This window comes from Blastococcus sp. SYSU DS0753, assembly GCF_054051175.1.
This window is the reverse complement of record NZ_JBJHAT010000006.1, coordinates 12,799-34,352: the sequence shown is the minus strand read 5'-3', so window position 1 is coordinate 34,352 and position 21,554 is coordinate 12,799. Positions and strand designations below refer to the sequence as shown.

21 protein-coding genes are annotated in these 21,554 nt (G+C 74.2%); 11 read left to right on the top strand and 10 right to left on the bottom strand.

The genetic code is table 11. The features are described from left to right. Positions 1 to 18: 18 nt before the first annotated feature. The 3 genes from ACI799_RS07210 (at position 19) to ACI799_RS07200 (ending at position 3,390) form a co-directional block, all read left to right on the top strand. Positions 19 to 1,173 carry an acyl-CoA dehydrogenase family protein gene (locus ACI799_RS07210; protein WP_456612740.1) on the top strand — a complete coding sequence of 385 codons (1,155 nt, stop codon included), beginning with the start codon at positions 19 to 21 and terminating at the stop codon, positions 1,171 to 1,173. Then, a complete protein-coding gene (locus ACI799_RS07205) occupies positions 1,166 to 1,849 on the top strand; it encodes a PaaI family thioesterase (RefSeq protein ID WP_456612739.1) in 684 nt (227 codons plus the stop codon). The genes ACI799_RS07210 and ACI799_RS07205 overlap by 8 nt, the downstream gene beginning before the upstream one ends. A 65-nt stretch (positions 1,850 to 1,914) precedes the next feature. Further along, positions 1,915 to 3,390 (top strand): AAA family ATPase, encoded by a 1,476-nt coding sequence (locus tag ACI799_RS07200; RefSeq protein WP_456587504.1) that lies wholly within the window; start codon positions 1,915 to 1,917, stop codon positions 3,388 to 3,390. A gap of 1 nt (position 3,391) precedes the next feature. Here ACI799_RS07200 and ACI799_RS07195 read toward each other — a convergent pair whose 3' ends face one another. From ACI799_RS07195 to ACI799_RS07180, 4 genes are all read right to left on the bottom strand, one after another. Beyond that, complete coding sequence (locus ACI799_RS07195) at positions 3,392 to 4,510, bottom strand: NAD-dependent epimerase/dehydratase family protein (protein ID WP_456587505.1); 1,119 nt, start codon at positions 4,508 to 4,510, stop codon at positions 3,392 to 3,394. Between the two features lie 48 nt (positions 4,511 to 4,558). Then, a complete protein-coding gene (locus ACI799_RS07190) occupies positions 4,559 to 5,923 on the bottom strand; it encodes an MFS transporter (RefSeq protein ID WP_456587506.1) in 1,365 nt (454 codons plus the stop codon). Between the two features lie 91 nt (positions 5,924 to 6,014). Continuing rightward, positions 6,015 to 6,251 (bottom strand): hypothetical protein, encoded by a 237-nt coding sequence (locus ACI799_RS07185; RefSeq protein WP_456612738.1) that lies wholly within the window; start codon positions 6,249 to 6,251, stop codon positions 6,015 to 6,017. A gap of 129 nt (positions 6,252 to 6,380) precedes the next feature. Further along, on the bottom strand, positions 6,381 to 7,208 hold the full coding sequence (locus ACI799_RS07180; RefSeq protein WP_456598969.1) for an alpha/beta fold hydrolase: 828 nt from the start codon (positions 7,206 to 7,208) through the stop codon (positions 6,381 to 6,383). Between the two features lie 85 nt (positions 7,209 to 7,293). Here ACI799_RS07180 and idi point away from each other — a divergent pair, with 85 nt between their 5' ends. From idi to ACI799_RS07165, 3 genes are all read left to right on the top strand, one after another. Then, entirely contained in the window at positions 7,294 to 7,833 is a 540-nt protein-coding gene (idi, locus tag ACI799_RS07175) for an isopentenyl-diphosphate Delta-isomerase (protein ID WP_456612737.1), read from the top strand. A gap of 113 nt (positions 7,834 to 7,946) precedes the next feature. Then, entirely contained in the window at positions 7,947 to 8,720 is a 774-nt protein-coding gene (locus ACI799_RS07170; protein WP_456612736.1) for an SDR family NAD(P)-dependent oxidoreductase, read from the top strand. A 21-nt stretch (positions 8,721 to 8,741) separates the two neighbouring features. Beyond that, on the top strand, positions 8,742 to 9,005 hold the full coding sequence (locus ACI799_RS07165) for a hypothetical protein (RefSeq protein WP_456612735.1): 264 nt from the start codon (positions 8,742 to 8,744) through the stop codon (positions 9,003 to 9,005). A 9-nt stretch (positions 9,006 to 9,014) separates the two neighbouring features. Here the strand turns inward: ACI799_RS07165 and ACI799_RS07160 are convergent, their stop codons facing one another. From ACI799_RS07160 to ACI799_RS07150, 3 genes are read right to left on the bottom strand one after another with little or no spacing between them, the layout of a single operon-like run. After that, positions 9,015 to 11,381 (bottom strand): SpoIIE family protein phosphatase, encoded by a 2,367-nt coding sequence (locus tag ACI799_RS07160; RefSeq protein WP_456612734.1) that lies wholly within the window; start codon positions 11,379 to 11,381, stop codon positions 9,015 to 9,017. Next, the gene (locus ACI799_RS07155) at positions 11,378 to 12,013 is read right to left on the bottom strand and encodes a biliverdin-producing heme oxygenase (RefSeq protein WP_456587513.1); all 636 of its coding nucleotides are present in this window, start codon (positions 12,011 to 12,013) and stop codon (positions 11,378 to 11,380) included. The genes ACI799_RS07160 and ACI799_RS07155 overlap by 4 nt, the downstream gene beginning before the upstream one ends. Positions 12,014 to 12,041: 28 nt before the next feature. Next, the gene (locus ACI799_RS07150) at positions 12,042 to 13,172 is read right to left on the bottom strand and encodes a PucR family transcriptional regulator (RefSeq protein ID WP_456598972.1); all 1,131 of its coding nucleotides are present in this window, start codon (positions 13,170 to 13,172) and stop codon (positions 12,042 to 12,044) included. Between the two features lie 131 nt (positions 13,173 to 13,303). On the opposite strand from ACI799_RS07150, the gene ACI799_RS07145 reads away from it, so the two are divergent. Both ACI799_RS07145 and pruA read left to right on the top strand, forming a co-directional pair. Next, positions 13,304 to 14,233, top strand: a complete 930-nt coding sequence (locus tag ACI799_RS07145; protein ID WP_456598973.1) for a proline dehydrogenase family protein — start codon at positions 13,304 to 13,306, stop codon at positions 14,231 to 14,233. 43 nt (positions 14,234 to 14,276) lie between these two features. Then, positions 14,277 to 15,902 carry an L-glutamate gamma-semialdehyde dehydrogenase gene (gene pruA, locus ACI799_RS07140; protein ID WP_456612733.1) on the top strand — a complete coding sequence of 542 codons (1,626 nt, stop codon included), beginning with the start codon at positions 14,277 to 14,279 and terminating at the stop codon, positions 15,900 to 15,902. Positions 15,903 to 15,997: 95 nt separating this feature from the next. Here the strand turns inward: pruA and ACI799_RS07135 are convergent, their stop codons facing one another. Together ACI799_RS07135 and ACI799_RS07130 are read right to left on the bottom strand one after the other, a co-directional pair. After that, a complete protein-coding gene (locus ACI799_RS07135) occupies positions 15,998 to 16,999 on the bottom strand; it encodes a hypothetical protein (protein WP_456612732.1) in 1,002 nt (333 codons plus the stop codon). Between the two features lie 126 nt (positions 17,000 to 17,125). Then, on the bottom strand, positions 17,126 to 17,674 hold the full coding sequence (locus tag ACI799_RS07130; protein WP_456612731.1) for a DUF488 domain-containing protein: 549 nt from the start codon (positions 17,672 to 17,674) through the stop codon (positions 17,126 to 17,128). A 103-nt stretch (positions 17,675 to 17,777) separates the two neighbouring features. On the opposite strand from ACI799_RS07130, the gene ACI799_RS07125 reads away from it, so the two are divergent. Beyond that, positions 17,778 to 18,962: an MFS transporter gene (locus tag ACI799_RS07125; protein WP_456612730.1), complete on the top strand. Its 1,185-nt coding sequence runs from the start codon at positions 17,778 to 17,780 to the stop codon at positions 18,960 to 18,962. Here ACI799_RS07125 and ACI799_RS07120 read toward each other — a convergent pair. Beyond that, positions 18,904 to 19,623 carry an NADPH-dependent FMN reductase gene (locus ACI799_RS07120; RefSeq protein ID WP_456612729.1) on the bottom strand — a complete coding sequence of 240 codons (720 nt, stop codon included), beginning with the start codon at positions 19,621 to 19,623 and terminating at the stop codon, positions 18,904 to 18,906. The two genes, ACI799_RS07125 and ACI799_RS07120, sit on opposite strands and share 59 nt — an antisense overlap. A gap of 141 nt (positions 19,624 to 19,764) precedes the next feature. Between ACI799_RS07120 and ACI799_RS07115 the strand changes: the two genes are divergently transcribed. Further along, positions 19,765 to 20,352, top strand: coding sequence for an amino acid synthesis family protein (locus ACI799_RS07115; protein ID WP_456612728.1), 588 nt, complete (start codon positions 19,765 to 19,767; stop codon positions 20,350 to 20,352). Beyond that, positions 20,349 to 21,551, top strand: coding sequence for an amidohydrolase family protein (locus ACI799_RS07110; protein ID WP_456596713.1), 1,203 nt, complete (start codon positions 20,349 to 20,351; stop codon positions 21,549 to 21,551). Before ACI799_RS07115 ends, ACI799_RS07110 begins: the two co-directional genes overlap by 4 nt. Positions 21,552 to 21,554: the final 3 nt, after the last annotated feature.

The following is a 21,554-nucleotide window of genomic DNA, read 5'->3' as shown; positions in this document are numbered from 1 at the left end:
CGCGTCACCATGGCCTGCGTGGACGCCGAGGACTTCCGCCAGGTCAAGGACGCCGTTCGACAGCTGATCCGCGAATCGGTGCTGCCCCGCGAGGAGCAGATCGAGGACGAGGACCGCATCCCCGACGACCTGCGGGCGCAGGCCGCGGAGATGGGTCTGTTCGGGTACGCGCTGCCCGAGGACTACGGCGGGCTCGGCGTCACGATGAGCGAGGACGTCGAGCTCGCGATGGAGTTCGGCTACACGACGCCCGCCTTCCGCTCCCTCTTCGGCACGAACAACGGCATCTCCGGCCAGGTGATCGCGAAGTTCGGCAGCGAGGAGCAGAAGAAGAAGTACCTGCCGCGCCTGTCGGCCGGTGAGCTCATCGGCTCCTTCGCGCTCACCGAGGCCGAGGCCGGCTCCGACCCCTCGGCACTGCGCACCAGCGCCCGCCGGGACGGCGACGAGTGGGTCATCAACGGCAGCAAGCGCTACATCACCAACGCGCCGATCGCCGACCTGTTCGTCGTCTTCGCCCGCACCGACCCGGAGCAGAAGGGCGGCCGGGGCATCTCCAGCTTCGTCGTCGAGACGACGACGCCGGGCGTCACCGTCGGCCCCAAGGACGCGAAGATGGGCCAGGCCGGCGCCTGGACCAGCGAGGTGTTCTTCGACGACGTGCGGGTGCCCGCCGACGCGCTGATCGGCGAGGAGGGCCGCGGCTACGCGAAGGCCCTCACCGTGCTCTCCCGCGGCCGGCTGCACATCGCCGCGCTCTGCGTCGGCATGGCGCAGCGGGTGCTCGACGAGTCGGTCGCCTACGCCGCCACCGCCAAGCAGGGCGGGGCGCCGATCGGCCGCTTCCAGCTGGTCCAGGCGATGCTCGCCGACATGCACGCCGAGCTGCTCGCCGGCCGCAGCATGGTGCGCGACGTCGCCGCCCGCTACGACTCCGGCGAGGACACCTCCGTCGGCCCGTCGTCGGCCAAGCTCTTCTGCACCGAGATGGTGGGCCGCGCCGTCGACAAGGCCGTGCAGGTGCATGGCGGCATGGGCTACCTGCGGACGACGCCGGTGGAGCGCTTCTACCGCGACGCCCGGCTGTTCCGGCTCTACGAGGGCACCAGCGAGGTGCAGCGGGTCATCATCGGCGGCGCGCTGCTGCGTGAGGCCGGCATGGCACGTGGCTAGGCCCGAGCTCACCGACGACGAGCGCGGGGTCCGTCGCGAGGCGGCGGCGGAGCTCGGTGAGGCCCTGCGCGAGCTGGTCGACGCCGCCGTCCGCACCGAGGCGCCGGTCGACCGGCTGAGCGAGGCGATCCGGGCCGCGCGCGAGCTGACCGCGCTGCTGTCGGAGGACCTGCGCGAGGTGCACGAGATCGCTTCGGTGGACGACCCGGAGACCGGCCAGCGGTGGTACAGCCCGGTGTACGGGCCGGGCAGCCCGGTCGCGCCGCCGATGGTCGTCGAGGACTTCCCGGCCGAGGGCCGCTGCGTCGGCCGGGTCACGATCGGCAAGAAGCTCGAGGGCCCGCCCGGGCTCGTGCACGGCGGGGTGGTGGCCACGCTCCTGGACCACGTGCTGGCGCGCTCCGCGCGCGGCGCCGGTCACGGCGGGCTGACGGCGACCCTCTCCGTCACCTACCGCCGGCCCGTGCACCTGGGCGTGCCGCTGGTGGTGACCGGTCAGCTGGTCTCGGTCGACGGCCGGCGGGCCACCGCGACCGCCCGGCTGGTGGCCGAGGACGACCCGGCGACGACGCTGGCCGAGGGGGAGGCGCTGCTGGTCGCCCTGCGCGCGGAGCGGGCCTCGGAGGTGTTCGCGCGCACCGGCCGCGACGTAGGTGCCTGGACCAGCCGCAGCTGAAACGGGTTCGGGAACCGCCCGGTACCCGGTAGCGTCCGCCCTCCACCGATGCACCAGGAGGGCACGTGCGGCGCACGTACGTCAGCTACAGCGGCTCCTACCAGCCGCTCACCGCGGCGGCTGTCGCGGCTCCCGACGGGCTGCGGCCGGAGCTGGCCGACGTCGGCCGGCTCGCCCGGCGCGGCGTGCGGGCGCTGGTCGGCGCCGCCCGCGCGGGGGAGCGGCCGCGGCTGTCCCGGGTGCTGGCGGCGCACCTGGGCGACGCGGCCGAGGGGCTGGACGTGGTGGAGGAGACCTGGCCCGGCTACGAGCACGTCAACGTCCAGGCCGGGGTCGACGCCTGGCTGACCGGGGCGGGGCGGACGCACGAGCTGGTCGGGGTGGCCGGGTTCCAGCACACCCAGTTCGGCCTCGGCGACCTGCTCGGTCCCGACGGCGAGCACCCGCACGGACCCCGGCCGGGCAACCCGGCCACGGTCAACCTCGCCTGCGGCCCCGACGGCGAGGTCCGGGCCTGCCAGCGGTGCGCGATCTACCTGGTCACCGAGCCCGACGGCAGCCGCGCGGCGCTGCTGCTGCGGGGTGCGGCGCCGGAGTACGGCGTGCCGCAGGTGTCGGTGCAGCTGGTGGGCACCGACCCGGCCGCGGTGGCCCGTGCCGCCGCCGAGATCCGCGCCGCGAGCATCGAGCACAACGTGTTCCGCGGCCAGGTGCTCTCCTTCGGTCAGGAGGTGTTCGGGCACGGGCAGACGTTGCTGCAGTTCCACCGCCGGCCGGAGCTGCGGGCCGACCAGCTGATCCTGGCGCCGGCCACTCTCGCCGAGATCCGGCGGCAGGTGGTGGACGTCGCCCGGCACAAGGAGCGCCTGCTCGCGGCCGGCCAGCACCTCAAGCGCGGGGTGCTGCTCTACGGCCCGCCCGGCGTCGGCAAGACCCACACCGTCCGGTACCTGGTGAGCAACCTGCGCGACACCACGGTCATCCAGCTCACCGGCAACGCGCTGCACCTGATCGCCGAGGCGTGCTCGGTGGCACGGGCGCTGGCGCCGGCCATGCTCGTCGTGGAGGACGTCGACCTGATCGCCGAGGACCGCGGCATGCACCCGGGCCAGCATCCGCTGCTGTTCCAGCTGCTCAACGAGATGGACGGGCTGGCCGAGGACGCCGACGTCGTCTTCGTGCTCACCACGAACCGCGCCGACCTGCTGGAGCCTGCGCTGGCCGCACGCCCGGGCCGGGTGGACCAGGCGGTGGCGCTGGAGCTGCCCGACGCGGCGGCGCGCCGGGCGCTGTTCGACCTCTACCGCGGGACGCTGGAGGTGGACACCAGCGGCCTGGACGACGTGATCGCCCGGACCGAGGGCGTGACGGCGTCCTTCCTCAAGGAGCTGCTCCGCCGGGCCGCGCTGGTGGCGGCGGCGCGGACCCCGGACGGCGGCGGGCTCACGGTGTCGGCGGGTGATCTGACCGCGGCGCTGGACGAGCTGCTCGACACCCGCAACGCGATGACCCGCACCCTGCTGGGCAGCCTGCCCGGCTGAGTCAGTTGGCCCGCGGCCCGGGCGCGTTGGCCCGGTCACCGGCCGGGTCCAGCTCCGGGCCGCCCGCCGGGCGCAGCAACGGCCCGGGCGCACCGGTGCCGGTGCCGAGCGCCGCCACGAACTGCCGCAGCACGTCGTCGCCGGCGTGGAACGGGGCCCAGTCGAGCAGCTTGCGCGCCCGGGCGGTGTTCAGCGCGGGCGCCTGCGTGCCGATGTCCACCCAGCCGGGCTCGGTGGGCACCACGTGCGCGGTGAACGCCGCGTGCAGCCCGGCGCGCACCGCGAACGCCGGGGTGGGGATCCGCACCGAGCCGAGGGCGCGGGCCAGCGCGTCGGCGTCCATCAGCGGCTCGGCCGCCAGGTTGAACGGGCCGGGGGCACGGCGGTCGAGCATCCGCTCGAGGGCGTCGGCGACGTCGTCGGCGTGCACGAACGAGAGGGCCAGCGCGGGCAGGGGGAGCGGGAGCAGCCGGGCGACCGCGCCGGGCAGCATGCGCGCGGCCCCGAACAGCAGCGGCCCCAGGAAGTAGCGGCCGATCTCGCTGCTGGCCTCCGGCTGCAGGACGAGGGTGGGGCGGACGACGGTCAGGGTGGTGTCCGGGTGTCGGGTGAACACCTCGCGGACCACCCGCTCGGCCTCGGACTTGTCGCGGCTGTACTGCGCGCTCGGGATGCCGGTCGTCGGCCAGTCCTCCGTCACCCGCTGCCCGCGCGCGCCGGCGGCGTAGGCGCCGATCGAGCTCATGTGCACGAACTGGCCGACCCCGGCGGCCGCCGCCGCGCGGGCCACCCGCCGGGTGCCCGCCACGTTCACCTCGCGCAGGCGATCGGGCTGCCGGCCCGGCTGCAGCGCCCAGGCCAGGTGCACCACCGCGTCGGCTCCCTCGACGAACTCGGCGATCTCCGCCTCGCTCGCGGCCTCCCCCAGGTCGGCGGAGTGCCAGCGGACGCCGTCGTACGGGGCCGTCGCCGGCGGCCGGCGCCGGGCCAGCCCGCGGACCTCGGCCACGCCGGCCCTCGGGTCGGTGAGCCGACGCAGGAGGGCGGTGCCGACGTTGCCGCTGGCTCCGGTGACGGCGATGGTGCGGCCGGAGAGCTGGCCGGGGGAGAGGTTCGGCATGTCCTGCGGCTACCCGTCCGCCCCCGCGCCAACCGGCGCGCCCCGCGATCAGCCGGTCGAGCGGGCGGGGTCGGGCGAGGTGGCGTCGTCGTCGAGTGACCGGCCCCGTAGCTCGGGCAGTGCCCACGCCGCGATCGCGGCCACCACGAAGAAGACGGCGAAGGTGGCGAACACCAGCCCCGTGCCCCCGGCGTCGACCAGCAGCGGCACGCACAGGGGCGCGGCGATGGAGGCCAGCCGGCCGAAGCCCGCGGCGGCGCCGGCGCCGGTCGCCCGCAGCGCGGTCGGGTAGATCTCCGGTGTCACCGCGTAGAGGGCACCCCAGGCGCCGAGGTTGAAGAACGACAGCACCATCCCGGTCACGAGCACCGCGGTGTCGCCGTCGGCGGCCGCGAACAGCCCGGCGCCCAGCGCGGAGCCCAGCAGGAAGGTGGCCAGCGTCGGGCGGCGCCCCCACTTCTCGATCAGGTAGGCCGCCAGGGCGTACCCGGGCAACTGGGCGATCGTGATGATCAGCGTGTACTGGAAGGACCTCACCAGGGAGAAGCCCTCGTTGAACAGCAGCGTCGGCAGCCAGATGAAGGCGCCGTAGTAGGCGAAGTTGATGCCGAACCAGACGATCCAGAGCGCGGCCGTCCGGCGGGCGGTGCCGGCCGCCCAGAGGGCACCGACACCCGGCGGGGTGGCCGGCGGTGCGGGGGGCGGCGACGCGACCGGCGCGACGTCCGCGGCGCGCTCGAACCGGCGCACCGTCGCCTCCGCCTCGTCGGTGCGACCGCGCAGCTCGAGGAAGCGCACCGACTCGGGCAGCCCGCGGCGGACGACGACGGCGTAGAGGGCGGGCACGGCCCCGATCGCGAGCGCCCAGCGCCAGCCGTCGTCGCCGACGGGGACGACGAAGTAGCCGATGAGCGCGGCCAGCGTCCAGCCCACCGCCCAGAACGCCTCCAGCAGCACGACCACCCGGCCGCGCACCCGCGCCGGGGCGAACTCGCTGACCAGGGTGGAGGCGACCGGCAGCTCCGCGCCCAGCCCCAGGCCGATGAGGAACCGGAAGACCAGCAGCGCACCGACCGACCACGACAGCGCCGCGGCGCCCGTGGCCACCCCGAAGACGAGCAGGGTCAGGGCGAACACCTGGCGGCGGCCGAACCGGTCGGCCAGCAGACCGCCGAGCGTGGCGCCCAGCGCCATGCCCACGAAGCCGATCGACCCGATCCACGAGACCTCGCTGTTCGACAACCCCCACTGCGCGACGAGCGCGGTCATCACGAACGAGATCAGGCCGACGTCCATGGCGTCCAGCGCCCACCCGATGCCCGAGCCGACCACCAGCCGGCCGTGCTCACGGGTGACGGGCAGCCGGTCGAGGCGCTCGGCCCGGGTGGCGGTGGTCCTCGGTTCGGCGGTCATCGCGGAGGAAACTACCCCGGCGTGCACGCGAACCGGGGCGGGGCGCCGCGGGTGCGGGCCCCGCCCCGGATCAGGACGGTCGTCGGATCGCTCAGCTGCTCAGGCGTGCCTTGAGCAGGGCCTTCCCCTGCTCGCCACCCTTGCGGCTCTCGTTCTGCGCCTTGCGGAAGAACTCCGCGAGCTCCTCGTCCCCGGCGCGCTCGGCGTCCTGGATGTAGGCCTCGAGGCGCAGCGCGTTGCTGAGGCTGGCCTCGGTGAACCAGATCAGGTTGTAGTCCTTGTCGGCGGTGCCCGTGACGCGACCGGTTTCCGTGGTCGACGTGGTCATCAGGTCGTCCCCTTCCCTCGGTGTCGGTTACCGGACGCTCCGGGGCTACCCCGCAGCCGGGGCGCCGAACAGCCCCATGCCGACTTTCGGGCCGCCGATCCGGACGGTGGCGCGAGGGCGGCGCAGCGCTCAGCCGCGCACGTGGGCGGTGACCAGCTCGGCGGTCCGCTCCGCGGCGAGCTCCGGGATCCAGTGCGTCACGTCGTCGAGGACCTCGAGCCGGTACGGCGCCTCGACGAAGCGAGCGGTGTCCTCGGTCGCGGCGCGGCCGAGGAACGCGTCCCCGGTGCTCCACACGTGCAGCGTCGGCACCCGCACCTTCCCGACCGGGTCGCGCCCGCTCCACGGCAGGGCCCGGTACCAGTTCAGGGCCGCGGTCAGCGCACCCGGTTCGCGCATCCGCTGCGCGTACCGGTCGACGGCGTCCTCGGGGAGGCCGCCGTGCCGCAGCATTCTTCGCAGCGCGGCGCCGTCGCCGGCGAGCAGCAGCCGCTCGGGCAGCACGGGCAGCTGGAACACCCCCACGTAGTAGGAGCGCAGCGCCTGGTCGCTGGTCACCACGGCGCGGGCCATCGCGGCCGGGTGCGGTACGGAGAGCGCGGTCAGCGTGCGCACCCGGTCGGGGTGCCAGGCACCCAGGGCCCAGCCGACGATGCCGCCCCAGTCGTGGCCCACCACGTGCGCGGACTCCAGGCCGGCGGCATCGAGCAGGGCGAGGACGTCCCCCGCCGTCTCGCGCAGCCGGTAGTCCGCCCGCCCGCGCGGCCGCGCCCGGGGCGAGTACCCGCGCTGGTCGGGCGCCAGGGTGCGCAGGCCGTGCTGGTGCAGCGCCGGTGCCACCCGGTCCCAGGCGGTGGAGTCCTGCGGGAAGCCGTGCAGGAGGACGACGGGGTCGCCGTCGGTCGGTCCGGCGTCCCGGACGTCGAAGGTCAGGCCGTTCCGGTCGAAGCTGTCCACACCCCGACTGTGCCCCGAAGCCCGCCCCCGCGCACCGGGGGGAGCGGAGCGGGCGCGCCCCCGGTCGATCGGGGACCATGGGCCGGTGACCGCCACTCCTGTCGAGATGATCGTGCTGGTGGACGAGGAGGGTCTGGCGATCGGCACGATGCCCAAGCCACAGGTGCACCACGGCGAGACGCCGCTGCACCGCGCGTTCTCCGCCTACCTCTTCGCCGACGACGGCCGGCTGCTGATCACCCGCCGGGCCGAGGACAAGCCGACGTTCCCGGGGATGTGGACCAACACCGTCTGCGGTCACCCGGGGCCCGGTGAGGACGACGGGGCTGCGATCGCCCGACGCGCCGGCTTCGAGCTGGGCCTGTCCGTCGCCGACGTCCGCCCCGCCCTCCCGGGCTACCGGTACCGGGCGGAGTTCCGCGGCGTCGTCGAGAACGAGATCTGCCCGGTCTACGTCGGGCGCTTCACCGGGTCGCCGGCGCCGGAGCCCAGCGAGGTGGCCGAGTGGGAGCTGCTGGACTGGGCTGCGTTCCGCCGGCGGCAGGAGACCGAGGGCGACGCGTGGTCCCCGTGGTGCCGTGAGCAGGCGAGGCTCATCGAGGAAGCGGGCCTCCACCGCATCTGACCGCGGCCCCGGAAAGGCGCGGTCGGTCGCCCCTGCCGGCCCCGACCTGCGCTGCCGGCGGTTGTCGGCGAGGCTGTCGGCGACGGACGCGCACCGACGACCGAGGAGCTGCCGTGGAGGCGTCGTTGAAGGGCCGGGTCGCACTGGTGACCGGCGGGGCCAGCGGGCTCGGCCGGGCCACGGCGCTGGCGCTGGCCGAGAGCGGCGCGCACGTGGTGGTCGCCGACATCGACGCGTCGGGCAGCGAGGAGACGCGGTCGCGGGTGGTCGCCGCGGGCGGCTCGGCGGAGGTCGTCCCCCTGGACGTCACCCAGGACGAGAGCCGGCGGACCGTCGTGGCCGACCTGTTCGACCGGCACGGCGACGCGTTCGACGTCCTGGTCAACGTGGCCGGCATCGACCGGCCGGGCTACATCACCGACATCGACCTCGCCGACTACCAGCGGGTGCAGGCGGTCAACTGCGAGGGCCCGATCTTCCTGACCAGCGAGTTCACGAAGCGGGTGCAGGACCTGCCGGAGGGGCGCACCGCCGACGTCGTGCACGTGGTGTCGCTCTCGGCGATCACCTCGGGCAGCGGGGCGATCGCCTACAACGGCTCCAAGGCGGGGTTCCTCAACGCGACCCGCTGCATCCAGCGGGAGCTGCGGGAGAAGGCCGTGCGGCTGGACGACGGCACCGAGCGGCCGTTCCCGTGCCGGGTGCAGAGCGTCATCCCCGCCGCGATGGACACCCCGATGATGGAGCAGTGGGGGATCCCCGGGCACCTGATGATGCCGCCGTCGGCGGTCGCCGAGGCCATCCGCACCCTGCTGCTCCTGCACCCGGCGGCGTTCGTCCCCGAGATGCAGATCGTGCCCCGGCTCGAACCGAACTTCCCGCGCTGACCGACCATGAGGAACTGCCGCATGAACGCCCCGGACGACCCCACGCCGGACACCGCGATGGCGTCGGGCTCCGACGCGGGCAGCCCCGGCGGGCGGCTGGGCCCCGGTGACCTGGCACCCGACGAGGAGCGCCTGCTGGCCGCGCTGGAGCAGAGCCGCACCGCCGCCCCCGAGGACCCCATCGCCGTCGTCCGCGCGGCCGAGGACGAGCGCCCGCTGCCGTCGGACGGCGGCCCACCCGACGACGGGCTGACGCCCCGCTTCACCGCCCCGGGCGGGAGCTGAGCGGCCGGCTCAGCCCGGCGGGGGCCGGAGCCGGGCGGCGACGAGCGCGACGTCGTCCTCCCCGCCCTCGGGCAGCAGCCGGTCGATGAGCGCGTCGCACATCTCGGTCACCGGTAGGTGGCGCAACTCGGCGAGCGCGCGGCCGAGCAGCTCGACGCCGTCGTCGAAGACCTGGTCGCGGCGCTCGACCAGCCCGTCGGTGTAGAGCAGCAGCGTGGCGCCGGGGGGGACCACCGTCTGGTGCTCCGCGCGGACGGCGGAGGGGTCCACGCCGAGGAGCAGGCCGGGTCGGTCGGGCACCAGCAGCTGCTGCGTGCCGTCGGGTGCGACCAGCAGCGGCGGGAGGTGCCCGGCGCTGGCCCAGCGCAACCGGGTGCGGTCGTCGGCCGAGCCCGCCGGCCGGTCGAGCCGCCCCACGAGCACCGTGGCCAGGGCGCCCAGGTCCAGCCCCTCGATCGCCGCGTCCAGCCGGGACAGCACCTCGGCGGGACCGGCCGCGCTGTCGTAGGCGATGCCACGCAGCAGGCCGCGCAGCTGGGACATCGTCGCCGCGGCCTCGGTGTCGTGGCCCACGACGTCGCCGATGACGAGCACCGTCGAGCCGTCGGGCTGCTGGAAGACGTCGTACCAGTCGCCGCCGACCTGTGCCTCCCGCGCGGCCGGCACGTACCGCACGGCCACCGCCAGGTGGTCGGGCTCGGGCGGGTCGGAGAGCAGGCTGCGCTGCAGCGTCTCCGCGGCGCGCACGATGCGGCGCGACCGCGCGTACAGCGCCTCCAGCAGGTGGGTGCGCAGTTCGGCGGCCTCGCCCTGCTCCTGCGGCGTCCACGACTCGGAGCGGCCGCGGACGGTCTCCCGCCAGCGCTCGAAGGACTTGCGCGGGCTGAGCCGGACCTCCGCGCCCTCGCGTTCGGCGATCGCCTTGTTGCGGGGATCGCCGCCCCAGTCGATGTGCCGTACCGCCTCGCCGCGGAACCAGAGCACGTACTGGCCCTCCGGTAGCGGGATCACGAGCACGCCGCAGGCCGGGCCGACCGGGCCGAGGCCCGGCGCGGCGGCGGCCAGCGCGTCGGTGGCGACGACGTCCTCGCCGCGGGTGGCGGCCCACCCGGCGATGGCGTCGGCCAGCCCGGGCCGCAGCCCGGCGCCGGCGGTGCCCCGGGCGCCCTGCAGGTTCACCACGACCCCGTCGGCGGCCAGCAGGTCCAGCAGGCTGGGGGAGCCCAGCACCGTCTCGGTGAGCGGGCGCTCCTCGTCCATGGCGGCGGCGGTCAGCCAGGCCAGGGTGGAGCGGACCCGCAGGGCGCGGTCGAACTCGTCCTCCTGCGCCCGGTCGGTCAGCCGCAGCGAGAGGGTGGAGCCGAGGAACTCCGCGGCGGCGCGGGTGGCGTAGGGCGGGGCGTGCGGTCCGCTGTAGTGGTGGCAGGCGATGAGCCCCCACAGCCGGTCGCCGCGCAGCAGGGAGATGGACATCGAGGCGTGGACGCCCATGTTGCCCAGGTACTCGACGTGGATCGGCGAGACGCTGCGCAGGGTGGAGAACGTGAGGTCCAGCGGCCGGCCGGTGACCGGGTGGACGGTCGGACGGAGGGGGACGGGGGCGTACCCGACGTCGGAGATCAGCCGGATCCAGTTCTTCTCGTACAGCGCCCGCGCCTGGGCGGGGATGTCGCTGGCCGGGTAGTGCAGCCCGAGGAAGGAGTTGAGCTCGGGGGTCTTGGCCTCGGCCACCACCTCGCCGTTGTAGTCGGCGTCGTACCGGTAGACCATCACCCGGTCGAAGCCGGTCAGCGCCCGCACCGCCCGGGCGGTGATGTCGTAGAGCTCCTGCAGCGTCGCGGCGCGGTTGAGCTCGCCGACGGTGCCGCGCACGGCCTGGTAGGTGTTCGGGAAGGAGAACGGTCGCGGTCCGCGGGCCGGCTCCAGCTCGACGACGAGGGTGGTGACCGGCGCCGACTCCCCGGGGGTGGGGTCGGGCCGGGCGTCCACGGCGCGGACGGGCCCGGGGTCGATCTCCGTCCGGTGCAGGAGGGCGTCCACGGGCAGCGGCTCGCCGCCGACGTCGAGGGTGACCTCGACCGGGTTGCGCTCGCGCAGGTCGCCGAAGGCGCTCGCGGAGCGGATCACCGCGGCGGCCGGTGCCGCGCCGATGACCTCGGCCAGCGGCCGGCCCAGCGCGCGCCGCCAGTCCACGCCCGTGAGGTCGGCCAGGTTCTCCGACACCTGCTGCACGATCCAGTCGGGGTCGCGCACGGCGATCAGCACCCCACGCGGCTGGATGCTGCCCGGGATGTGGATCGGCTCGCGCTCGCAGTTGGTGAGGTCGACGGGGTCGCCCGGGGCCAGCAACCCGGCCCCGCGCTCGACGTCGGTCACCCCCGGGCCTGCTGTCGGGCAGCGGGGCGGCACCACGCGGCGAGCACGCGGAACGTCTCGCGCGCTGCGGCGACGACCCGGTCGGCGTCGCCGCCCGCGGCCACGTGCGCCCGCGTGACCCGGCGGTAGGCGGCCCACATCGCCCCCGTCTCCTGGCCGTAGGGCGAGAAGGCGCGGATGCGGACGCCGGCCAGGTGGGGGAGCGCCGCGAGGTGGCGGTCGATGAACGTGCCGCCGAGGGTCGACCCCTCGAGCACGTAGAGCCGGCCCAGGGCCTCGTCGGTGCTGGCAACGGCCGGCAGCTCCGGCGTCCCGGCGGGGACGGGCGTGCTCAGCGCCGCGAGGTCCGCGGCGAAGAGATCGGCCCGGCGGCGGCGGGTCCAGTCCACGGTCGCGGCGTCCGCGGGGTGCTGGGTGGCCCAGGTGTCGAGGCCCCGCTCGGCCGCCGCCCAGAAGCCGTGCATCAGGCCGAGGACGTGCGCCAGCCGCTCCCGGTCGAGCTCCGGGTCCAGCAGCTCCAGGGTGTCCTCGAGGAGCTGGTGCTCCTCCGCCGTGCCGGTGCGCAGCGCGCGTAGCACGTCGTCGTGCCCGCCGCGGGGGTCCACCGGCGCAACCATCTCTCCCGCAGCCATCGCCCCGAGCCTAGGCGACCGGCGGCCGTCACGAGCGGGCCGGCCGCGGGCCGCCGGACAGCCGGGCCGCGCGCAGCCCGGCGTGCAGCAGCAGCCGGGCATCGCCGTCGGCGAGGTCGAGACCGGTCAGCGCCCCGATCCGGCCCAGCCGGTAGTACAGCGTCTGCCGGTGGATGTGCAGCGACTCCGCCGTCCGGGAGGCGCTGCCGGCGCAGTCCAGGAAGGTCTCGGCCGTCGTGGTCAGCACCGGGTCGGCGAGCAGCGGCGCCAGCAGCGGATCGGGGCCCGGTAGTGCAGTGACCGGCCGCCACCCGCCGAGCTCGCCCCAGTGGGCGACCGGGAAGAACCGGTCGACGACGGCGGCGACCCGTGCCGCGGCGCGGGCCTCACCCCACTGGCCGGGCAGGTCGTCGGCGCCGCGGCGGGCCGACGAGACGCCCGCCGTGCTGCCCACCGGCAGGGTGGCCAGCGTCGCGGCGGCGAGCGCGCCGGCCGGCCGGAGGTCCGTGGGCGTGGGCGTGGGCACCAGGACGGCGACGCCGTCGTCGAGGACCGTCGCCACCGCACCGGCCGCCGGCAACCGCCGCTCCGGCAACGGGCCGCCGTCGGCGGAGGTGAGGGCGACCAGCACCTGGGCGCCCTCGCCGGTCAGCCGGTCGCCGAGCCGCCGGGCGGCCTGCGCCCGGGCCGCCGGGCGGCCGGTCAGCGCGTCGGCGAGCTCCGGCCCCAGGTCGTCGGCCGGGCGGCCGGCGAGCACGCGCCCCGCCGCCGCGGCCAGGTCCAGGGCCCGGCGCAGCGCCGGATCGGCGAGATCCCCGGGGTCGATCCGGCCGTCGTCCAGGAGCCAGAGGTACCCCCGGGTACGGCCCTCGTGGCGAACGGGGATCACCAGCCGGGTGAGGACGCCGGCGGCGGGATCGGCCGGCGTCCGCATCGGGCGGGTCGCCGACGCGATGCCGAAGTCCTCGAACCAGCGCCGGGTCTCGGGCGCGGAGCCGCGGGTGAGGATCGACCGGGTACGGACGGCGTCCATGGGCTCGGCACCGCTGTCGTCGTGCGCGCAGAAGGCCAGCAGCGTGAAGGCGGCGTCCTCCAGGGTGGCGGGGGCGCCGAGCACCCGGGACACGTCGTCGACCAGCTCCTGCAGCTCGTCCCGCACCGCCGCCCCTCCTCGTCGTCGTACAGCTGTATGAGAGCAGACCGGGGAAGTCCGGACATCTGTCCCTGGTCCTGAGGAGGCCGCGTGCCTAGCGTTCGGGGTGCTGGCGTCGTCCGCTCCCGGGAGGTCCCGTGCTGCTCTCCAAGGCCCTGCTGGCCGCCTCCCGACGGCCCGCCCTGCGGCGGGCGGTCACCGGCACGCCGGCCACCCGCCGGGTGGTCGACCGCTTCGTCGCCGGGGAGTCGCTGGACGACGCCCTCGCCGCCGTCCGCGCGCTGACCGCCGACGGGATCGCGGTCACCCTCGACCACCTCGGCGAGGACGTCACCACCCGCGCCGAGGCCGAGCGCTCCCGCGACGCCTACCTGGCCGCCCTCGACGGGCTGGCCGGCCTGGGCCTGGGCGACGGGGCCGAGGTGACGGTGAAGCTCTCGGCGTTCGGCCAGGCGCTGCCCGACGGGCACGAGACCGCCGTGGACCTGGTGCGGCCCGTGGTGGCGGCGGCCACCGCGATCGGCACGACCGTGACCCTCGACATGGAGGACTCCCGGACCGTCGACTCGACGCTCGCCGTCCTCGCCGAGCTGCGCAAGGAGCACCCGGGCACGGGCGTCGCGCTGCAGGCGATGCTCTTCCGCACCGAGGACGACGCCAAGGCGCTGGCCGTCACCGGCTCGCGGGTGCGCCTGGTCAAGGGCGCCTACGACGAGCCGCCCGCCGTCGCGCACCAGAAGAAGAAGGACGTCGACGCCGCCTACGCGCGCTGCCTGGAGATCCTCATGGCCGGCCCGGGGTACCCGATGGTCGGGTCGCACGACCCCGCCATGGTCGCGCTGGCGCACGAGCTGGCCGCGCAGCACTCGCGGTCGGCGGACTCCTGGGAGGTGCAGATGCTCTACGGCATCCGCCCCGACGAGCAGCGCCGGCTGGCCGCCGCCGGCACCCGCGTCCGCGCCTACGTCCCCTACGGCGCCGACTGGTACGGCTACTTCATGCGCCGGCTGGCCGAGCGCCCCGCCAACGTGGCCTTCTTCCTCCGTTCGCTGGCCACCCGCTCCTGAACCCGTTCGCCGGCCACCCGATCCAGAACCCCGAGAGGTCCCCATGGACGCCGTCACCCAGGTCCCCCCTCCGCACAACGAGCCAGTGCTCACCTACGCCCCCGGCACGCCCGAGCGCGACGAGCTGCAGCGGCGCCTCGCCGAGCTGGCGAGCGCCCCGGTGGAGCTGACCGGCACCATCGGCGGCCGGCAACGCATGGCGGGCGGCAACCGGTTCGACGTCGTGCAGCCGCACCGGCACGCCGCCGTGCTGGGCACGTCCGCGCACAGCACGCACGCCGACGCGCAGGACGCGATCCGCTGCGCCAAGGAGGCCGCGCCGACCTGGCAGGACCTCTCCTTCGACGACCGCGCGGCGGTCTTCCTGCGCGCCGCCGACCTGCTGGCCGGGCCGTGGCGGCAGACGCTGAACGCCGCCACGATGCTGGGTCAGAGCAAGACGGCGCAGCAGGCCGAGATCGACAGCGCGTGCGAGCTCATCGACTTCTGGCGCTTCAACGTGCACTTCGCCCGCGAGATCCTCGCCGAGCAGCCGAAGTCCTCACCCGGCGTCTGGAACCGCACCGACCACCGTCCGCTCGAGGGCTTCGTCTACGCGATCACGCCGTTCAACTTCACCGCGATCGCCGGGAACCTGCCGACGGCGCCCGCGCTCATGGGCAGCACCGTGGTGTGGAAGCCCGCGCCCACGCAGCAGTTCGCCGCGCACTTCCTCATGCGTTTGCTGGAGGAGGCCGGCCTCCCGCCGGGTGTGATCAACATGCTGCCCGGCGACGGGGTCGCCGTCTCCGAGGTCGCCCTGGCCGACCGCGACCTCGCCGGCATCCACTTCACCGGGTCGACGCCGGTGTTCCAGCACCTGTGGCGCACGGTCGGGGAGAACATCGCGGGCTACCGCGGCTACCCGCGGATCGTGGGGGAGACCGGGGGCAAGGACTTCGTCGTCGCCCACCCGTCGGCCGACGTCGACGTGCTGCGCACCGCGCTGGTCCGCGGCGCGTTCGAGTACCAGGGGCAGAAGTGCTCGGCGGCGTCCCGGGCCTACGTGCCCCGCTCGGTGTGGGCGCGGCTGAAGGACGACCTCGTGGCCACCACCGAATCGCTGCCGATGGGCGACGTCACCGACTTCTCGAACTTCATGGGCGCGGTCATCGACCGGAAGTCGTTCTCGAAGCTCTCCGACGTGCTGGACCGGGTGGACGACGACCCGGCGCTGTCGATCGTGGCCGGGGGCACCGCCGACGACGCCGAGGGCTTCTTCGTCCGGCCGACGATCATCGAGGGCACCGACCCGGGCCACGAGGTGTTCACCACCGAGTACTTCGGGCCGGTGCTGGCGGTGCACGTCTACGACGACGCCGACTACGACGCCGTGCTGACCCAGATGGAGTCGGTCGCGCCCTACGCGCTCACCGGTGCGGTCATCGCGCAGGACCGGGTGGCGATCGCGCACGCGCAGAAGTTCCTGCGGCACGCGGCGGGCAACTTCTACGTCAACGACAAGCCCACCGGCGCCGTCGTCGGGCAGCAGCCCTTCGGCGGGGGGCGGGCGTCGGGCACCAACGACAAGGCGGGTGCCAAGCAGAACCTCATGCGCTGGACCAGCAGCCGGTCGATCAAGGAGACGTTCGCGCCCCCGACCGACCACCGCTACCCGTACATGGGCTGACCCGTGCATGTTGATCAGGTGACCTGATCGTCAGGGGTCCTGGCTCAGCGTCGACCGTGAGCCAGGACCCCATACGGTGAGCCAGGACAGCGGGCTCAGGCGACGTCGAGCTCCGACCCCGGCTCCGGACGACGGACGACGGTGAAGCGCCGCGGCCTCGCGGGCGGCGTCGCCAGTATCCGCCGCAGGTCGGCGGTCACCCGCGGCCAAGGAGCGCCCAGGTCGGCCTTGGCGATGCGCACCACGCGGACGTCGAGGCGGCGGACGCGGTCCTCCCGGCGTTTCTCCTCCCAGAGGACGTCGTGCGGTGATCGGCCCCCGTACGGATCGCTGTACTTCACCTGGCCGTCGAACTCGATCGCCACGGCCGCCTCCTCGTACCAGGCGTCGATGCGGGCGATGAACCCGCGCTCGTCGTGCAGATCGACCTGCAGTTCGGGTCGGGGGAGCCCGGCGGCCAGCAGCGCGAGCCGGCCTTCGCTCTCCAGGGGCGACTCCGCCCGTCCGTCGCTGAGACCGACCGCCCGGGCCGCCTGGGAAGCCCCGGTCCGGTGCCGGGCGGAGTGCACGGCGAGCTGCAACTCCGAACGGAGGACGCGGCCCTTGTGCAGAGCGGCGTCCAGAGCGATCACCGTGTCCACCAGGGACCACTCCCGACCGCAGTCGACCAGCGTCCGGGGGACGGAGGTGGTCGCGAACGGCTCGATCCAGGGGACGACGTCCGCCTCGGGGAGCCTGGCCCGGGCGACGCGGTACCCCCGGCCGGCGCGCCACTGGTCGACCGCGGTGACCCGCACGTCTCCACCCGCGGACGCAGGCACGAGCAGCCCGTGACGGCGAGCGGCCGACGCGTGACTGAGCACCGGGCCGGGCGCGAGGCTCATCAGGACGGCGATGCCTGCCATGAGATGGCGGTCGTCAGCGTCCGCCGATCCCCGGCGTGCGGACTCGACGTAGACGCCCTTGCGCAGCCGCGTCCACCGGCGGGTGCGCAGCTCCGTCTTGATGTCATCGACTGAGTAGCCGGCCGCCAACGCCTCCTGGCTCGTGAAGACTCCGAGACGCCGGTCCGCGCGGCACTGCAGCAGCGGGTGCACCGGGGGAGTCTCACCATTCCGCGAGGTCGCTGGGCCGGGAACGGGGCAGCCTGTGGACAGTCGCCGTCCTGGCTCACCTCGTGGGGTCCTGGCTCACGGTCGACGCTGAGCCAGGACCCCTAACGATCAGGTCACCTGATCAACATCGCGGGCGGCGGGCCAGTGGACGCGGCCGTCGTTGCCGAGGACCGCGCCGTCGGAGGGGCGGTGCGGACTCTGCCGGCCGTCGGGCATGAGGTGATGCACCGGCGTCGACCGGGCGAGGACGGCGACGTCGGCGACCAGCCGCCGGTGGCAGCGCCACCACACGAACTCGCTGCACATGACCGCCACCGTGCGGTCGGCGGCTGCGGCCAGGACCTCGTCCATCGCGGCGGCGAAGTCCGGCGTGCGGGTGTGGGCCGCGTAGGCGGCGAACTGCGCGACCGTCCACCAGTCGTCGGCGACCGGCTCGCCGGGCGGCAGCCGGCGACGTCCGCCGAGGCGCTCCTCCCAGCGGTAGCCGATCCCCGCCGCGGGCAGCCACTCCGCCAGGGCCTCCTGCCGCACGTCGGGGTTGGTGCGGCTGCCGGGGAACCGGCGCACGTCGACGAGCAGCTCCACGCCCGCGCCGCCGAGCCGGGCCGCCAGCGCGGTGCGGTCGTCGGATCCGTGGCCCACGGTCAGCAGCGGCATGACCTCCTGCCTACCCGGGCGCGGGCGGCCGCGTCTCCCAGGTCATGCTCGAGCGGTGCATGGACTCGCGGGGGCGCGGACGGCCTTGTGGCGCGGACGGGGGATGCAGGGCCTGATAGGTGTCACGCTGCTGGGCTTCGTCAGCTACTGCCTCACCCTGGCGTCCCTCCCGAGCTACGCGGTCGCCGGTGGCGCCACGGAGGGTTCCGCCGGTGTGGTCACCGCGGTCTTCCTGCTGGTCACCATCCTCACGCAGACGGTCGTCCCGGCCCTGACGGCGAGGTTCGGCACCGGGTCGGTGCTGGTCGCCGGTCTGCTGGCGATGGGGCTCCCCGCGCCCCTGTACGTGTTCGACGACAGCGTGCTCTGGATCTCCGCGATCTCCGCCGTGCGGGGCGCCGGGTTCGCCGTCCTGACCGTGCTCGGGGCGACGTCCGCGACGCGCGTGGCCCCGCCGGAGCGGCGCGGGGAGTCCGTGGGTGTCTACGGGCTGGCGATCGCGATCCCGAACCTCGTCGCCATCCCGGCCGGGGTGGCGCTGGTCCTGAATGGGCACATCGGGTGGTTGGCGTGGTTGTCGGCGGCACCGGTGTTGGGGGTGCTGTTCGTACCGATGCTCGTCCGGTCGATCGGGCCGGAAGCACCACCGGGACCGGCAGGAACGGGTTTCGCGGCAGCCCGGGCGGCCTTGGCGCCGTCGGTCGTGCTGTTCGTGGTCACCATGGCCGGGGGTGGTCTGGTCACCTTCCTGCCCATCGAACTCCCGGACGGGGTGCTGGCGACCGTCGCGTTGCTCGTCTTCGGGCTCACCGCAGCGGTCACGCGCTGGGGAGCGGGCCTGCTGGCCGATCGGATGCACAGCCGGATGCTGCTGCCGCTGTCGTTGGGGACTGCGGCAGCCGGGATGCTGGTCACCGCACTCGGCCTGGGCAGTGGCCCGGCGTGGGTCCTGATGGGGGCAGGCATCTGCGGCGCCGGCTTCGGCGCCGTGCAGAACCTCACTCTGCTGGCCGCGTTCCGGCGCGCCGGCGAGGGCGGGACGACGGCCGCCAGCGCCATGTGGAACGCGTCGTTCGACGGTGGGACTGCGAGCGGGGCGCTCGTCATCGGACTGGTGGCCGCCGGCATCGGACTGGACTGGACCTACGCGGCCGTGGGCCTGGTCCTGGCCGTGCTCTGGCCTCTGGCCGTCGTCGCGGCGCGGCCGCGAGCCGAGCGCTACGACCGGGTCACTCCTGGGGAAGGACCGTCCGCACGCGGACGACGAAGTCGCGGAACTCGGCCATGAATGTCGATAGGAAGACTCGGGTGCTGTCGTCCAGGACTTCGCCGTCGTCGCTGAAGAGCTCCGGTCGGAACTGGATGTACGCCTCGGTCGCGTTGAATTGTGGCGAATTGCAGTAGCTGAGGATGCTCTTGAGCGATTGCTGCGCCACGGCGGTTCCGATCGCCCCGGGCGAAGCGCCGATCATTGCCGAGGGCTTGCGCGCGAAAGAGTTGTCGCCCCACGGCCTGCTGCCCCAGTCGATGGCGTTCTTCAACGCCCCCGGGATGGATCGGTTGTATTCAGGGGTGACGAAGAGCAGTCCATCGACGGACTCCACGGCTCGCTTCAGCTCACGAGCCTCCGGTGGGAAGTCCCGATCGAGGTCTCGGTTGTACAGGGGTAAGCGCCCGATCGGGACCTCCACCAGCAACAGATCGCTCGGTGCGAGCCGGATCAACGCCGTGGCCAGTCTTCGGTTGATCGACTGGCTCGAAAGGCTTCCGACGAAATAGCCGACCTTCAGCTTCACGTCCTGCTCCAGTAGATGTGCGTCGTCCACGGAATGATGGTCCTGGTCGGCGATGGCGCCGACGTGCCGAACCGCGATCGCCGAAAGAGGAAGTTCCTGCCGCGGCCGGTGTGCGGAGAACCGTGCGGGGCAGAGGGCATAGCGGTCTTCCACTACCAACCTAGATCGCGCATCCGGAGCCTCTCGGCCGAGCGCACGATTTGACCCAACCGGGGGACAAGCCGGGCTCTCGCCAAACCTAGTGTCCTGGTCGGCCCTTGACGTGGCCGTTTGTTCGCTAGCGAAGGAGAGACCGTGGCCAGTACTCAACCCGCCGTCCGCAAGGTCTTCTCGCAGGTGGAGGTCGTGCACTCGGCTGCTGGTCGAGCCGACGAACGTGGTCCGCTGCGCCGGGTAGCCGTTTGCGCCGTGATGGAGAACCCCTACGCCGGCAAGGGCTACGTCGAGGACCTCAGCGAGCTGGTCGAGTCCTCCGGGTTCATCGGGACCATGCTGGGCGAGGAGGCTGCCCGGCTGCTGGGCGACCCCGTCGAGAGCTACGGGAAGGCCGGGCTGGTCGGCACCGACGGCGAGCAGGAGCACGTCAACGCGGCGGTGACGTCGGTGTTCGGGGACGCCTTCCGAAGCGCCATCGGCGGGGGCAGGGCCTGGATCACCTCGGTCACCAAGGCGGCCACCGCCGGTGCGGTCATCGACGTCCCCCTGGCCTACAAGGACGAGATCTGGGTGCGCAGCCACTACGACGCCCTCGAGGTGCGCATCCCGGACGCTCCGCACCCGGACGAGATCGTCGTGATCGCGGCCGTCGCCAACCGGGGCCGGATCAACGCGCGGGTCGGCGGGATGACCGTCGACGAGGCCCGGCGCGGGGCCGCCCAGTGAACGGCGACATCGCCGTCGTCGGGGCCGGCACCGTCGTCTCCGGCGACTTCCAGGCCCCGGTGCTCGACGGCGTCGACACGGTCATCAGCCGCGGCGGGAAGATCGCCCACATCGGTCGGCGCCAGGACCTGGCGAGCGAGGTGGCGTCGTCCGACGTCGTCGTCGACGCGAACGGCGCGACCATCGCGCCAGGACTCATCGACTCCCACTGCCACGTCGTGCTCGGCGACTACACCCCGCGCCAGAAGACGGTGGACTTCCTCGCCAGCTACGTGCACGGAGGGATCACCAGCGTGGTCTCCCCCGGGGAGATCCACGCGCAGGGTCGCCCGCACAGCGCGGCGGGGGTCAAGGCGCTCGCGATCGCGGCCAGGACCTGCTTCGAGAACTTCCACCCGGGCGGGATGACGGTCCATGCGGGCGCCGTGGTGCTCGAGCCGACGCTGCGGGACAGCGACTTCGCCGAGCTCCAGGCGGCCGGTGTCCGCCTCGCCAAGTTCGGTTTCGGCCTCTACGAGGACCCGGCCGACGGTTACGACCAGGTGCGCGGCGCGCAGGCGCACGGCATCACGGTCATGTGCCACTCGGGCGGTGCCAGCATCCCCGGCAGCAAGCCGATCACGCCCGACCACCTGCTGCACCTGGCGCCCGACGTCTGCGGGCACATCAACGGCGGGCCCACCTCTCTGCCCGCCGCGGGCGTGGACCGCATCATCGAGGAGACCTCGATGGCGCTCCAGCTGGTGCAGGCGGGCAACCTCCAGTCGTCCCTGCGGATCCTGCGCAAGGCCGTCGATGACGGGCAGTTCGCGCGGGTGGTGATCGGTTCGGACACGCCGACCGGTACCGGCGTGATGCCCCTCGGGGTCATCAAGACGGTCGCGGAGCTGTCCTCGTTCTCGGGCCTGGACCCGGCGATGATCTGGGCCGCCGCCACGGGGAACAACGCGCGGGTGTGGGACCTGCCGGCCGGGTTCATCGAGGTCGGGCGGGCTGCCGACCTGGTCGTCCTCGACGCCCCGTGGGGCTCCACCCGCGACGACGCGCTCGGGGCCCTCGCGGTGGGTGACATCCCCGGCATCACCGCGGTGGTCACCGGAGGCGAGCTGCGCAACCTGACCAGCCGGAACACCCCCCGCGCGGCACGTCTGGCGTCGGTGACCCCCGACATGCCGCACCTGAGCGCCGCCGGCCACTGAGCC